This is a genomic window from Pediococcus pentosaceus ATCC 25745 (assembly GCF_000014505.1).
Taxonomy (GTDB): Bacteria; Bacillota; Bacilli; order Lactobacillales; family Lactobacillaceae; genus Pediococcus; species Pediococcus pentosaceus.
This window is the reverse complement of record NC_008525.1, coordinates 1,305,848-1,321,091: the sequence shown is the minus strand read 5'-3', so window position 1 is coordinate 1,321,091 and position 15,244 is coordinate 1,305,848. Positions and strand designations below refer to the sequence as shown.

The following is a 15,244-nucleotide window of genomic DNA, read 5'->3' as shown; positions in this document are numbered from 1 at the left end:
GAGAATAAAATTAGGAGTGGGGCTAGAATGGCACAGTTATTTTTTCATTACGGAGCAATGAATAGTGGTAAGTCAATTGAAATTTTAAAAGTGGCTCATAACTATGAAGAACAAGATAAAAAAGTTATTTTAATGACGAGTGGTATTGATACTAGAACGGCTGTTGGTGAAATTTCCAGCCGGATTGGGTTGCGCCGAGATGCTCTTCCAATTTTTGATGATACGAATATTTTGGAATTGATTACGCAAGCTAGTGCCCAAGAAGATACTGCTTGTATCTTGATTGATGAAGCTCAATTTTTGAAAAAACATCACATTATAGAACTAGCTAAAGTAGTCGATGACTTAGGAATTCCAGTCATGACGTTTGGTTTAAAAAATGATTTCAGAAATGAATTGTTTGAAGGAACTAAATACTTACTTTTATATGCCGATAAAATTGTGGAAATGAAGACAATTTGTTGGTTCTGTAAGCACAAAGCGCTAATGAATTTACGCGTTCATGATGGTAAACCGGTCTATGATGGTGAGCAAGTTCAAATTGGTGGTAATGAGTCTTATTACCCGGTTTGTCGTCGCCATTATTTTCACCCACTGACTGAAGAAGAAATGAGGAATTAATTAAATGGATATTATTGAAAAAGTTCAGGCTGTTGCCGACCGCTATGAAGAATTAAGCGAACTATTAGCTGATCCTGAAGTTCTAGGAGATTCACAACGTTATCAAGAGCTTTCTAAAGAAGAAGGCGAAATCCGTGAAACTGTGGAAAAGTATCGTGAATACCGAAAAACAGTTGATGCTATTGCTGAAAACGAAGAATTACAACGTGAAAAATTAGATCCAGAAATGGATAGTTTAGTTAAAGCTGAATTAGCTGAACTCCGTGAAACTAAAGCTACTTTAGAAGAAGAAATTAAAATTTTAATGTTACCAACTGACCCCAATGATGATAAAAATATCATCATGGAAATTCATGGAGCAGCTGGTGGGGATGAAGCTAGTTTATTTGCTGCTGACCTATACAACATGTATACGCGTTATGCTGAAACCCAAGGATGGAAAGTAGAAGTTGTGGATGAAAATGCTACTGACGTTGGTGGTTTCAAGGAAATCGTATTAATGATTTCTGGTAACAAAGTTTATTCTAAATTGAAGTATGAAAATGGTGCACATCGAGTTCAACGGGTTCCAGTTACTGAATCGGCAGGACGAGTACATACATCTACATCAACCGTAGGAGTAATGCCTGAAGCGGAAGATGTTGATATTGAAATCGATCAAAAAGATATTCGTACGGATGTTTATCGCTCATCTGGTGCTGGTGGACAGCATATTAATAAGACTTCTTCAGCGGTTCGAATGACCCACTTACCAACTGGTATCGTAGTTGCGATGCAAGATGAACGTTCGCAACAACAAAATCGTGAAAAGGCAATGCGCATTTTAAAGGCTCGGGTCTATGACTATTACCAAACGCAAGAAGAAGATGCATATAATGCAGAACGTAAAAGCGCTGTTGGTACCGGAGATCGTTCCGAACGTATAAGAACTTACAACTTCCCTCAAAATCGGGTTACCGATCATCGGATTGGTCTTACTTTGAACAAGTTAGATCGAGTTATGAATGGTGAATTAGATGATATCATCGATGCTCTTATTCTCGATGATCAAGCCAAGAAAGTGGAACAACTTCGTAATGAATAATATTCCAACTTATTTTGAAGCCCTGAGATGGGCTTCTTTGTTTATCCGAAAAAACCAAGGAGACGAGAATGCTCCAGAATTGATCTTGATGGATACAATGGAGTGGTCAAGAACCGAATTAATCATGCATTACCGTGAAAAACTTTTTCCCGAACAGTGGGAGAAGTTTCAAACCGCTGTGAAAAGAGTTGCCAAGGGAGAGCCTGTGCAATACGTAACGAATAAGGCTACTTTTTTTGGACGTGAATTTTACGTTGACAAACGGGTGTTAATTCCACGGGTTGAAACGGAAGAGTTAGTCGAAACGATTCTAAGTAAAACTAAGCGCAGTCGACAGAGACTTCGAGTTTTAGATATTGGGACGGGGAGTGGTGATATAGCGATTACGCTTAAATTGGAGCGTCCAGAATGGTTAGTCACGGCGGTCGATATCTCTAAAGATGCTTTAACAGTGGCTCAACGGAATGCTGAAAGTCATGAAGCTATCGTTGATTTTAGGCTAGGGTCATTGTTTGAACCTGTCCAAGGGGAACGTTTTGATTTAATTATCAGCAATCCGCCCTATATTGCGGATAATGAAAAGCATGAAATGGATCAATCAGTGATTGACTTTGAGCCTCATCAAGCCTTATTTGCTGACGACCACGGATTATTTTGGTATAAAAGAATTGCAGATCAATTGGATCAATATTTAGTCGAACACGGAGAATTGGGTTGCGAAATTGGTTATCGTCAAGGTACGGACCTAAAAAAGTATTTCTTAGAAAAGAAGTATATTGACCAAGCGGAAGTTATAAAAGATCTTAGTCAACACGATCGAATTCTTTGGGTTAAAAAGAAATAGGTGATAAAAATGAGTAAATTATTTAGTTCTGATGAAATACAAGTAGCGGCTCAAGCCATCAAAGCTGGTGAATTAGTATCTTTCCCAACCGAAACCGTTTATGGACTGGGTGCGGATGCAACTAATCCAGAGGCAGTAAAAAAAGTTTATGCTGCTAAAGGCCGTCCTTCGGATAATCCGCTAATTGTCCATGTTGCGGACCAAACAGAAGTTGCAAAGTTTGCTAATATTGACGACAAAAGCAAAAAATTAATGGATCAATTTTGGCCAGGACCACTAACCATTATCTTACCAATTAAAAAGGGAGCTTTAAATTCGATTGTTACAGGTGGATTAGATACAGCTGCTTTTCGTAATCCGGCTACTCAAGTAACAATTGATTTAATTCGTGCAGCTGGAGTTCCATTGGTGGGCCCATCCGCTAATACATCAGGAAAACCTAGCCCCACTAAACCGGAGCATGTGTTGCATGATTTGGACGGAAAAATTGCTGGAGTTCTAGATGATGGGGAAACTACCATCGGTGTTGAATCAACGGTTTTAGATATGTCAAGTACAACGCCAAGTATCTTGCGGCCAGGGGCCATTACAGAACAAGCATTGGCACCCTTAATAGGTGAGGTCCAGACCGACCATCATAAAGTCGGAAAAGATGAAGTTCCTAAGGCGCCTGGAATGAAATACAAACACTATGCTCCGAATGCCCAAGTATACATAGTGTCTGATCAGGATTGGGACGGTGTCGTAGCTTGGCTCCAAAAGCATACTGATCAAACTATTGGAATTATGGCCACAAATGAAATTTTCGAGACCAAAAAATTAGGAGAATTCGACCAAGTTCGATACATTTCCTTAGGGGTAGATTCTAAGACGGCTAGTCGAGAACTATTCGATGGATTACGAACCTTTGATGCTGATTCAGCAATAAAAACCATTTTTGCTCAAGGATTTGATAGAATAGGGATTGGCGAGGCATACATGAATCGTCTCCAAAAATCTGCAGGTAACACATACTTTAGTGACATCGATTAGGGGGAATTGGTCAATGAATTATACAAAACAAGATCCAGAATTATGGTCAGCAATTGAACGTGAAGAAAAGCGTCAGCAACATAATATTGAATTAATTGCTTCGGAAAATATTGTATCTGATAGCGTACGCAAGGCCCAAGGTAGTGTACTTACTAATAAGTATGCCGAAGGTTATCCTGGCAAACGTTACTATGGTGGGTGTGAATTTATTGACCAAGTTGAACAATTAGCAATTGATCGGGCAAAAGCCATCTTTAATGCGGAATATGTAAATGTTCAACCCCATTCTGGTTCCCAAGCGAATGCTGCGGCTTATGCCGCGTTTATTAAACCTGGGGATAAAATTTTAGGGATGGACCTTAATGCTGGTGGACATTTAACACACGGTGCTAAAGTAAGCTTTAGTGGAACTTTTTATCAATCAGTGAGTTATGGGGTTGATCCTCAAACTGAAAAATTAGATTACGATGAAATTCGTCGTATTGCTTTAAAAGAACAGCCACAAATTATTGTTGCGGGAGCTTCGGCCTATAGTCGATTTATTGATTGGAATAAATTCCGCGAAATTGCTGATGAAGTCGGGGCTTATCTGATGGTAGATATGGCCCATATTGCTGGTCTGGTAGCAGCTGGTCTGCATCCTTCACCAGTTGGCATTGCTGATGTGGTTACAACTACGACACATAAGACCCTCCGAGGTCCCCGTGGTGGCATGATTCTTTCGCAGGAAAAATATGCCAAGCAACTTAATTTTGCGGTATTTCCTCAAAATCAAGGTGGTCCATTAGAACATGTTATTGCTGCGAAGGCCGTTGCCTTTGGTGAAGCATTGCAACCAGAATTTAAGACTTATCAAAAACAAGTTTTAAAAAATGCGAAAGCAATGGCTGAAGTCTTTGAAAATGATACGATTTTGCACGTAGTAACAGGGGGGACCGATAATCATCTGATGACAGTAGATTTAACTGGGACCCAATTAAATGGTAAGGAAGTACAGAATCTGTTAGATGGCGTCTTCATTACTACTAATAAAGAAGCTATTCCAGAAGAAAAATTAAGCCCATTTAAAACCTCAGGAATTCGAATTGGAACGCCAGCTATTACGACACGAGGATTTAAAGAAGACGACTGTCGTGAAGTTGCTAATTTGATAATTCGAGCAATCAAAAATGCGGATAATGAAACAGTTCTAGAAGAAATTAAGCGAGATGTGTTCAAACTAACTGAAAAGTACCCTATTGATTAAATTAGTCCTAGTTTTTTTATGTTTTTTTAGCTACAATTGATAAGGAATTTGAAAGGAGCGAGTTTAGTCATGGGTAAGTTTGAGGTTCTCGATCATCCGTTAATTCAACATAAGTTAACTTTGATTAGAGATAAACACTGTAGTACAAAAGAATTTAGAGAAATCGTCAATGAAATCTCAACATTAATGGCATATGAAGTATCACGAGATATGCCACTGATGGATGTTGAAATTGAAACACCAATTGGTAAATCAATTCAAAAACAGATTTCAGGTAAAAAAGTGGCGATTGTTCCAATTCTACGTGCTGGTTTAGGTATGGTTGATGGAATGGCCGAGTTATTACCAGTTGCTCGTATTGGTCACATCGGAATGTATCGTGACGAAGAAACATTAAAGCCAACTGAATACTTTGTAAAATTACCAAGTGATATCAGTGAACGTCAAGTATTCGTTGTTGATCCAATGCTTGCTACTGGTGGATCAGCCATTATGGCTGTGGATGCATTGAAAAAACGTGGTGCTAAAGACATCCGTTTCTGTAGCTTAGTAGCTGCTCCTGAAGGGGTTAAAGCATTACAAGAAGCTCATCCAGACATCGATATTTACACAGCTGCTCTAGATGAAAAGCTTAATGAAGATGGTTACATCGTCCCAGGATTAGGGGATGCTGGTGATCGCTTATTCGGTACAAAATAAATCTTTAAAAAGAAGGCCATTGGCCTTCTTTTTTTGTATGTTATTAGTATTAAAACGAACTAAGCTTTATTATTAGTAATATAGTAAAAATTCGGGGGAATCAGCATGGCTTATATCGAAGTAAAAAACGAGTCAAAAGTGTACCAAATGGGTGAAACAAAAATTTTTGCTAATCGAGATGTTAATTTTGAAGTTGAAGAAGGTAAAGTAACGGTGATTTTAGGGCCTAGTGGCGCAGGAAAATCAACCGTATTAAATATGTTAGGTGGTATGGATAGCCCTACTAGTGGTCAAATTATGATTGATAATATGGATATTGCGACATTTAACGATCGCCAATTAACTAATTATCGACGCCATGATGTAGGATTCGTATTTCAGTTTTATAATTTAATTCCAAATCTATCCACATTGGAAAATGTTGAATTAGCTACTTCCTTAGTTAAGGATGGACAAGCGCCCGAGGAAGTTTTAAAAGCAGTTGGATTACAAGAAAGAATGGATAATTTTCCTTCCCAGCTTTCTGGTGGTGAACAGCAGCGTCTAGCTATTGCTCGTGCGTTGGCTAAGAATCCTAAGTTACTTTTATGTGATGAACCGACGGGAGCTTTGGATTATCAAACAGGAAAACAAGTTTTGCAATTATTAAGTGATGCTAGTCGTAAATTTCATAAAACGGTAATCATTATTACTCACAACTCTGAAATTGCTCAAATGGCTGATCGGGTAATTCAGATTAACGACGCCCGAGTGCGAGCGGTAAAAGATAATGCTAATCCAGTTCCAGTTAAAGACATTGTTTGGTAGGGTGAGCTAATGAATAAACTATTAATGCGAGATATTAGGGGATCGTTAGGACGATTTACCGCAATCGTCCTAATTATTATGTTAGGTGTACTATTATTTGTTGGAGTGAAAGCAACTGGGCCTGCTTTGAACCATTCCATGCAATCAGAGGTCGTTAAACATCATTTGAGCGATGTGCAGGTATTTTCGGATAAGGGATTTACCCGAAAGGATATCAAAGCTGTAGAGCGCGTTCAAGGAGCTAAAGCGGAGAGTATTAAATTTAAATATGTGATTGGTGGAAAAACACGTGATGCGATTGCACTATACGGTTTGAAAGATCCAGCTAGACAAAATCAAGTTATTTTAAAAAGTGGACGTCTGCCCCAAAAAAATAATGAAATTTTATTAGATAAACAAGCGCAAATTAAGGATGGGTATCGAATTGGTGACCAGTTTACTTTTGCAAAATCAGCTAATCTTAAAGTCAATAGATATAAAATTGTGGGTTTTGCTGATTCACCCCTGTACATCGACGATTCTACTAGAGGATCAGCCAATGTTGGTAGTGGTCAAGTTCAGTATTTCGCTTATATTAAAGACCAAGCAATCAATTTGCCTGTCGCAACAGCGATAAATATTAGTTTTGCTAAGCTTCAACATCAAGATGTTTTTTCAGGAAAGTATCAAGGAACTATCAAAGCTAAAGTAAAACTTTTGCAGAAACAATTGGATAAACGAAAAAACGAGCGAAGGAATGAAATTGTTGCAAAACCTTTAAATCAGCTTAATAGAGCTCAGGAGAAATTAAATCAAGCTAAGCAAAAAATAGTTCAAGCTAAAGCACAATTGAAAAAGCAATCTGGAGGAAAGGTAACCACTACTTCAGAGCTTGATAAACAAGAGCAACAATTAGCGGAAACGCAAGTTAATTTGAAACGGCAGCGAAAAAAGGTTGAAAAGATAAAAGTTCCAAGTTACACATGGCAAACTCGTGAAGATTTACCTGGATTCACTGGCTATGGAGATAGTTCTGACCGGATCGCCGCAATTGCGAATGTCTTTCCAGTGTTCTTTTTTCTGTTAGCTGCGTTAATTACCTTCACTACTATTACTCGGATGGTAGAAGAGGCCCGTGGACAAATTGGAACATTGAAAGCTTTAGGATTTTCTAGGAGTGCGATTGCCTACGAATATACCATGTATGCTTTTTTGGCTGGAATTTTAGGAGTAATCGTGGGTTCATTTTTAGGTAACCAATTATTGCCACGTTTTGTCGTATCAATGTATACAAAGTATGTAATTGGTCAACCGGTCATTGAATATGATTGGGCTTCAATTGCAATTGCTGTGGTTTTGGCAATGATTGCCACAGTTGGAGCGGCCTTATTGGTAGTAATCAAGGAAACAAAAGCAGTTCCAGCCGAGTTACTACGGCCTAAATCTCCAAAGAAAGCTAAGAAAATTTTGCTAGAAAATATTAGTTTTATTTGGAAACGGCTAAATTTTAATCAGAAAATTAGTTATCGTAACCTATTTAGATTTAAGCTGAGAGGCTTAATGACGATTTTGGGGATCGCGGGTGGAACAGCTCTTATTTTGACAGGGTTCGGCATTGCCAACTCCATTTCAGCAACTGGAGATCTTCAATTTAATCAAATTATTAAATATGATGCTGTAGTTCAAGCTAAAAAAGCCAACCAATTAGAATCGGTTCGGCAGACAATTGCTAGGGGAAAGAATTATCAGCAAAGTCTTGCGACCCATACGGAAACTTTTAAAGCAACTAAGCACGGTAAAACCGTGGATGATATCAATATGGACATTCCTCAAAATAAGCACCAATTTGAAAAATTTGTAACTTTAAGGGACTATCAAAACCAATATCCGTTGCATTTGCAAAAGCAGGGGGTAATTATTTCAGAAAAACTTGCCACTGCCTTAAAAGTTAGAAAAGGAAGTACAATTTCTATAGAAAATGAAAAGCAAACTAAAAAAGAAGTTAAGGTGATTGGTGTAACCCAGAATTATGTTGGAAACTTTATGTATGGATCTACTTCTTTTTATAGGAAAACTATGAAAAAAGAACCTACGATGCAAACTTTAATGGTTCAATTACATCAAACTTCTAAAAAGAATCAACAAAAATTAAGCAAGCAATGGATTGAAGCTAATGCTGATATTTTAGGTGTGAGTTTTGTGAGGGATCAAGCTGCAGCAGTTACAAGCATGTCTAAGCAATTAGGACCGGTTGTTTTGATTTTTATTCTCCTATCTGGAGTGTTATCTTTCATTGTTTTATATAACTTGAACAATATTAATATTTCAGAACGTTTGCGAGAATTGTCAACAATTAAAGTACTCGGGTTCTTTGATTCAGAAGTTACAATGTATATTGCTAGGGAAAGTATTATTTTAGCTTTGATTGGAATACTAGCTGGTTTTGGATTAGGAAATATTTTGACAAGTTATGTTATCAAACAAGCTGAGACTAGCATCGTCGTCTTTCCACTAACAATTAAACCAATGGGATACGTGGTAGCAACTGTATTAATGGTCATTTTTAATTTAATAGTTGTTTATATTACGCATCGTCGACTAAGGCAAGTTGATATGGTTGAAGCATTGAAATCAAATGAATAGTTAAGAATTTCAGAGATAAATAAATTTTATTTCTGAAATTCTTTTTGATTTTAAGTAGATAAATTGAACAAATTTCAATTTTTGAAGAACGAACAGGAAGAATATCATAGAAATAAAGCGATTATTCTTTTGTCTTTTGTCCAAAATGGTGGTATCATTTCAAATGTATTTTCAGACGGAAAATACTGTCTTTTGTTCAAGTTTATGACTTAGATTATTGTCAATTTTTGGCTTTGGTTTAGGTACACTTAGGTAGAAAAGAGGTGATATTCTGTGAGTGGTGAATCAATTTCAACTTTTCAGTTTCTTGGTTTGACATTTAATACGACTAACTTAATTTCAGGTTTAGTAAGTGCACTAATTGTTTTTTGTGTAGTGTTTGCTTTATCTCGTAATTTGAAGTTAAAGCCGACTGGTAAGCAAAATATTTTGGAGTGGATCGTTGATTTTACCAATGGTATCCTCCGCGATTCAGTGGATGAAGAGGAAGAAAAGAATTTTGGTCTATATGCTTTCACATTATTCCTATTTATTTTTGTTTCTAACCAAATCGGTCTATTCCTGCAAATCGCATGGAATGATGTTTCGTATCTAAGAAGCCCAACAGCTGATCCGATTGTCACTTTAACATTGTCGTTGATCACAATGATGTTAGCGCACTATTCAGGTGTTGCAAAATTTGGCTTTAAAAAATATTTTGAAAAAACATATTTATCGCCATTTAAAGTTTGGTTACCGATTGGTGTTTTTACAGAATTCATTGATTTCTTGACCCTTGGGCTACGTATCTACGGTGTTATTTTTGCCGGCGAAATGCTTCTTAAGATGATCGGAGGAATTGCATTCTCGGGTGGCATCGTCAATATGATTGTCGCCATCCCACTTGCCTTGATTTGGCAAGGATTTTCCGTATTTTTGGGAAGTATTCAGGCGTTCGTGTTTGTAACACTAACATCCGTTTACATTTCTCATAAGGTCGAAGACGAATAATAATATATTTTTAGGTAGGAGGAACAACTATTATGGGTGCTATTGCAGCTGGAATTGCTATGTTTGGAGCCGCTATTGGTGGTGGTATCGGTGACGGTATCGTTGTCGCAAAAATGCTTGAAGGAATGGCTCGTCAACCTGAATTATCAGGACAATTAAGAACAACAATGTTTATCGGTGTTGGTTTGGTTGAAGCTATGCCTATCCTTGCCTTCGTTATTTCACTTCTTGTAATGAATAAGTAGGCATGATAAATTAAACAATTTATCGGAGAAGGAGGTGTCAATAGATGTTTTCGCACATTATAGTAGGGGCGGCACATGGAAGTACTTTGTACGTTGGTGATATGTTGTTTTATGCCATCTTGTTTATTGTATTAATGGCTTTAATTGCAAAATTTGCGTGGGGTCCAGTTAATGCAATGTTGAAGGAACGTGCTGATCGTATCTCTAACGACATTGACTCAGCTGAACAGTCTCGAATCGAGGCTGAAAAGCTTGCTAAACAACGTAAAGAAGCATTAGATAATTCTCATGCTGAAGCTACTTCTATCATTAACAATGCTAAAGATAGTGGTGCAAAAGAACGAGAATTGATTATTGGAAATGCTCAAAATGAAGCTAAGTCTCTAAAGGACAAGGCTAAACAAGATATTGAACAAGAACGTGCTGACGCACTTAAAAGTGCACAAGACGATATTGCGTCATTATCTATTGAGATTGCTTCCAAAGTTATCAAAAAAGAACTTGATGAAAACAGTCAAAAGGATTTGATTGATTCATACATCGAAGGTTTGGGTGATAGCAAATGAGTTTAGATAAAACAACAATTGCTAAGCGTTATTCAAAAGCCCTCTTTGAAATTGTTTCTGAAAAAGGACAACGCGATGAAACACGTGCTGAACTAAATCAGATTCAACAAGTTTTTAATGATAATGAAGGATTAGGCAAAATTTTAACTGACAAAGGTTTGGAGCAAAATCAAAAGCTTGAAATTCTCAATATTCTGACTAAAGATGCTTCAAATTACGTTGGAAATCTCATCAAAATGACTTTTGATTATGGTCGTATGGACTATTTGACAGCGATTATTGATGAGTTTAACAACTTGTGTGACGCTGATGAAAAAATCGTTCGAGCAAAAGTTGTTTCTGCTATCCCATTAAGTGATCAACAACTTGATAAAATGGCAGAACAATTCGCTAAACGTTTAAAAGTTAGTGAAGTTGTCTTAGATAGTGAAGTTGATGATTCAATCATCGGTGGAGCTATCATCAAAACAGATAGTTTGATCTACGATGGTAGTATTCAGACTCAAATTAATCAAATTAGACAGCGCCTAATAGGTTAGCTCGATATTTGTAAAGAGGTGAAACTTTTATGAGCATTAAGGCTGAGGAAATCAGTGCTCTAATCAAACAGCAATTAGAAAACTACCAAGCTGAGCTTAATGTCGAAGAAACTGGTACCGTTACATATGTTGGTGATGGTATTGCTCGTGCTCATGGCTTAAATAATGCTCTTTCTGGTGAACTTCTAGAATTCTCTAACGGTGTTTTCGGTATGGTTCAAAACCTTGAATCAAACGATGTTGGTATTGTTATCATGGGTAACTATGATGGTATCCACGAAGGAGACGTAGTTAAGAGAACTGGTCGTATCATGGAAGTTCCAGTTGGAGATGCCTTAATTGGTCGAGTTGTTAACCCATTGGGTGAACCACTTGATGGCAAGGGAGCAATCCAAACCACCAAAACCCGTCCGGTAGAAAATAAGGCACCTGGTGTTATGCAACGTAAATCAGTTGAACAACCACTTCAAACAGGTATTAAAGCTATCGATGCTTTAGTTCCAATTGGTCGTGGACAACGTGAATTGATTATCGGTGACCGTAAGACAGGTAAGACTACAATCGCTATCGATACAATCTTGAATCAAAAAGATCAAGATATGATTTGTATCTATGTTGCAATCGGACAAAAGGAATCAACTGTTCGTACACAAGTAGAAACATTGAGACGTTACGGTGCGATGGACTATACAATCGTTGTTAGTGCTGGTCCTTCTGAACCAGCTCCAATGTTATATCTTGCTCCTTATGCCGGAGCAGCAATGGGTGAAGAATTCATGTACAACGGCAAACATGTTTTGATCGTATACGATGATCTATCAAAACAAGCTGATGCTTACCGTGAACTCTCATTAATTCTTCGCCGTCCGCCTGGGCGTGAAGCTTACCCTGGTGATATCTTCTATACTCACTCACGTTTGCTTGAACGTGCAGCTAAGTTGAGTGATGATTTGGGTGGAGGTTCAATGACTGCTTTGCCTTTCGTTGAAACTAAAGCTGGGGATGTTTCAGCTTATATCCCAACTAACGTTATTTCAATCACTGATGGACAAGTGTTCCTTGATGGTGATTACTTTAACTCAGGAACTCGTCCAGCTATTGATGCTGGTACTTCTGTTTCTCGTGTTGGTGGGGATGCCCAGATTAAGGCGATGAAGAAGGTTGCCGGAACTCTTCGTTTGGATTTAGCTTCATATCGTGAATTGGAATCATTTGCTCAATTTGGTTCAGATTTGGATAAAGCTACTCAAGCTAAGTTGGCTCGTGGTCGTCGGACTGTTGAAGTTCTAAAACAACCACTTCATCAACCACTTTCCGTTGAAAACCAAGTTATGATTCTTTATGCATTAACTCATGGTTTCTTGGACAATGTTCCTGTCGATGATATTCAACGTTTCCAAGATGAACTCTTTGACTATATTGCAAGTAACAATAAGGAGCTCACAGACGAAATCCGTGAAACTAAGCAACTTCCTGATACGGACAAGATGGATGCAGCAATTAAATCATTTGCTGAACATTTTCAACCTACAAAGGAAGCTAAATAAGGATATCAGCTAACGAGAGGAAAAGTGGTGAGAATTAATGGCAATATCTGAACAAGATGTAAAGCGTCGAATTGATTCGACTAAGAAAACTAGTCAAATTACGACTGCTATGCAAATGGTTTCAACTGCTAAGTTAAGCCAAATTCAGAGACATACAGTTGGATATCAAGTGTATGCACAAAAAGTTGAGAGTATTGTTGCTCACCTTGCTAAATCACATTTAATGAGCGCCAGTGTAGCTGGTAAGGCTAAGTCTGACCAAGCTATCTCGGCTGCTGATTTACTAGCACAACGTCCTGTCAAGAAGACTGGATATTTAATTATCACTTCTGATCGTGGCTTAGTTGGTTCATACAACAGCAGTGTGATTAAGCAAACAAACGATTTTATGCAAAAGCATGGGCATACTGAAGGCGATGCCGTTATTCTCGCGGTAGGTGGCACTGGTTCTGATTTCTATCGAAATCGTAATCATGAAGTTGCTTACGAATACCGCGGTGTTAGCGACGTTCCAACTTTCAATGAAATTCGTGAAATTGTTAAAACTGTTACTAAAATGTACACAGAAGAAAAATTTGATGAATTATACGTATGCTACAACCACTTTGTAAATAGACTTTCAAATAGTTTCCGAGTAACTAAATTACTTCCAATTGGTGGAGATGATTTGGCTAATAACGAAGCTCATGAACAAGTTACTGCTGAGTATGACACTGAACCATCACCAGAAGCATTATTGCAGGAAATTCTTCCTCAATATGCTGAAAGTTTGGTTTATGGTGCTATCTTAGATGCAAAGACTGCAGAACATGCTGCTAGTTCATCAGCGATGCGCTCAGCATCTGATAATGCTAGTGATTTGATTGCAGATTTAGAGCTACAGTATAATCGTGCTAGACAAAGTGCTATTACGACTGAAATCACCGAAATTACTGGTGGTCAAGCTGCACTTGAATAATATTAACGAGAGGAATTAAACGATATGAGTACTGGTAAAGTTGTTCAAGTTATCGGACCAGTTATCGACGTTGAATTTCCCCTTGACGAAGAATTACCAACTATCAATAACGCTTTGAAGATTAAAAAGGCGGATGGTACTGTCCTAGTTTCTGAAGTAACGCTTGAATTAGGTGATGGTGTTGTAAGAACCATCGCTATGGATGGAACAGATGGACTACAACGTGGTCTTGATGTTGAAGATACTGGAGATTCTATTAAAGTACCCGTTGGTAAAGAAACACTTGGTCGTGTTTTCAACGTCTTGGGTGACACTATCGATGGCGGCAAAGAACTTGGCCCCGATATAAAACGCGATCCAATCCATCGTGATCCACCAGATTATGATGAATTGAATCCAAGTACAGAAGTTCTTGAAACAGGTATCAAGGTTATTGACTTACTTGCCCCATATATTCGTGGTGGTAAGATTGGTCTTTTCGGAGGTGCCGGGGTTGGTAAAACCGTTTTGATTCAAGAATTAATTCATAATATTGCACAAGAACATAATGGTATCTCAGTTTTTACTGGTGTTGGTGAAAGAACACGTGAAGGTAATGACTTATACTTCGAAATGAAGGGATCCGGAGTTCTTGAACGTACGGCCATGGTATATGGTCAAATGAACGAGCCGCCTGGGGCTCGTATGCGAGTTGCTCTTACTGGTTTGACGATTGCGGAACATTTCCGTGATGTTGAAGGGCAAGATGTGTTGTTATTTATTGATAACATTTTCCGTTTCACGCAAGCTGGTTCAGAAGTTTCGGCCTTACTTGGTCGTATTCCTTCAGCCGTTGGTTACCAACCAACACTTGCTACAGAAATGGGACAACTTCAAGAACGTATTACATCAACAAAGAAGGGTTCAGTAACATCAATCCAAGCAGTTTATGTTCCTGCTGATGATTATACTGATCCTGCTCCTGCTACAACATTTGCTCATTTGGATGCAACTACTAACTTGGAACGTGCATTGACTCAACAAGGTATTTACCCTGCTGTGGATCCTCTTGCATCTACTTCAACTGCGCTTGACCCACAAATTGTTGGTGAAGAACATTATGAAGTAGCTACAGAGGTACAACATGTTCTCCAACGTTATAAGGAATTGCAAGATATCATCTCTATCCTTGGTATGGATGAATTATCTGATGAAGAAAAGACCGTCGTTGCTCGTGCACGTCGTATCCAACTCTTCTTATCTCAAGACTTCAGTGTTGCTGCTCAATTTACTGGCCTTCCAGGTCACTATGTAAAGATTGAAGACACAATTTCTGGATTCAAGGGTATCCTTGATGGTAAGTATGATGATCTTCCTGAAGAAGCATTCCGTTTGGTTGGATCAATTGATGATGTAGTTGAAAAGGCTAAAAAAATAAGTGCTACAGAAGATTAGGAGGGATCTA

At 38.1% G+C, this 15,244-nt stretch carries 15 protein-coding genes; all 15 read left to right on the top strand.

The genetic code is table 11. The features are described 5' to 3' along the window. Window positions 1-27: 27 nt before the first annotated feature. Window positions 28-621: a thymidine kinase gene (locus tag PEPE_RS06455; protein WP_002833673.1), complete on the top strand. Its 594-nt coding sequence runs from the start codon at window positions 28-30 to the stop codon at window positions 619-621. Window positions 622-625: 4 nt separating this feature from the next. Continuing rightward, on the top strand, window positions 626-1,705 hold the full coding sequence (gene prfA / locus PEPE_RS06450) for a peptide chain release factor 1 (RefSeq protein WP_002833674.1): 1,080 nt from the start codon (window positions 626-628) through the stop codon (window positions 1,703-1,705). Further along, complete coding sequence (gene prmC, locus PEPE_RS06445; protein WP_011673614.1) at window positions 1,698-2,549, top strand: peptide chain release factor N(5)-glutamine methyltransferase; 852 nt, start codon at window positions 1,698-1,700, stop codon at window positions 2,547-2,549. Before prfA ends, prmC begins: the two co-directional genes overlap by 8 nt. A 9-nt stretch (window positions 2,550-2,558) precedes the next feature. After that, window positions 2,559-3,581 carry an L-threonylcarbamoyladenylate synthase gene (locus PEPE_RS06440; protein ID WP_002833676.1) on the top strand — a complete coding sequence of 341 codons (1,023 nt, stop codon included), beginning with the start codon at window positions 2,559-2,561 and terminating at the stop codon, window positions 3,579-3,581. Between the two features lie 13 nt (window positions 3,582-3,594). After that, the gene (gene glyA, locus PEPE_RS06435; protein ID WP_011673613.1) at window positions 3,595-4,827 is read left to right on the top strand and encodes a serine hydroxymethyltransferase; all 1,233 of its coding nucleotides are present in this window, start codon (window positions 3,595-3,597) and stop codon (window positions 4,825-4,827) included. Between the two features lie 69 nt (window positions 4,828-4,896). Then, entirely contained in the window at window positions 4,897-5,526 is a 630-nt protein-coding gene (upp, locus tag PEPE_RS06430; RefSeq protein ID WP_002833678.1) for a uracil phosphoribosyltransferase, read from the top strand. Window positions 5,527-5,631: 105 nt separating this feature from the next. Next, window positions 5,632-6,333, top strand: a complete 702-nt coding sequence (locus PEPE_RS06425; protein ID WP_002833679.1) for an ABC transporter ATP-binding protein — start codon at window positions 5,632-5,634, stop codon at window positions 6,331-6,333. Window positions 6,334-6,342: 9 nt separating this feature from the next. Beyond that, a complete protein-coding gene (locus tag PEPE_RS06420; RefSeq protein WP_011673612.1) occupies window positions 6,343-8,955 on the top strand; it encodes an ABC transporter permease in 2,613 nt (870 codons plus the stop codon). Window positions 8,956-9,228: 273 nt separating this feature from the next. Beyond that, window positions 9,229-9,945, top strand: a complete 717-nt coding sequence (atpB, locus tag PEPE_RS06415) for a F0F1 ATP synthase subunit A (protein ID WP_002833681.1) — start codon at window positions 9,229-9,231, stop codon at window positions 9,943-9,945. Window positions 9,946-9,977: 32 nt separating this feature from the next. Continuing rightward, entirely contained in the window at window positions 9,978-10,190 is a 213-nt protein-coding gene (gene atpE / locus PEPE_RS06410; RefSeq protein WP_002833682.1) for a F0F1 ATP synthase subunit C, read from the top strand. Between the two features lie 44 nt (window positions 10,191-10,234). Continuing rightward, window positions 10,235-10,756, top strand: a complete 522-nt coding sequence (gene atpF, locus PEPE_RS06405; protein WP_002833683.1) for a F0F1 ATP synthase subunit B — start codon at window positions 10,235-10,237, stop codon at window positions 10,754-10,756. Continuing rightward, a complete protein-coding gene (atpH, locus tag PEPE_RS06400; RefSeq protein ID WP_011673611.1) occupies window positions 10,753-11,295 on the top strand; it encodes an ATP synthase F1 subunit delta in 543 nt (180 codons plus the stop codon). The genes atpF and atpH overlap by 4 nt, the downstream gene beginning before the upstream one ends. 29 nt (window positions 11,296-11,324) lie before the next feature. Continuing rightward, window positions 11,325-12,842: a F0F1 ATP synthase subunit alpha gene (gene atpA / locus PEPE_RS06395; RefSeq protein WP_002833685.1), complete on the top strand. Its 1,518-nt coding sequence runs from the start codon at window positions 11,325-11,327 to the stop codon at window positions 12,840-12,842. A 37-nt stretch (window positions 12,843-12,879) separates the two neighbouring features. Next, window positions 12,880-13,800 carry a F0F1 ATP synthase subunit gamma gene (locus PEPE_RS06390; RefSeq protein ID WP_011673610.1) on the top strand — a complete coding sequence of 307 codons (921 nt, stop codon included), beginning with the start codon at window positions 12,880-12,882 and terminating at the stop codon, window positions 13,798-13,800. Window positions 13,801-13,824: 24 nt separating this feature from the next. Then, window positions 13,825-15,234, top strand: a complete 1,410-nt coding sequence (gene atpD, locus PEPE_RS06385; protein WP_002833687.1) for a F0F1 ATP synthase subunit beta — start codon at window positions 13,825-13,827, stop codon at window positions 15,232-15,234. The last annotated feature ends 10 nt before the right edge of the window (window positions 15,235-15,244 follow it).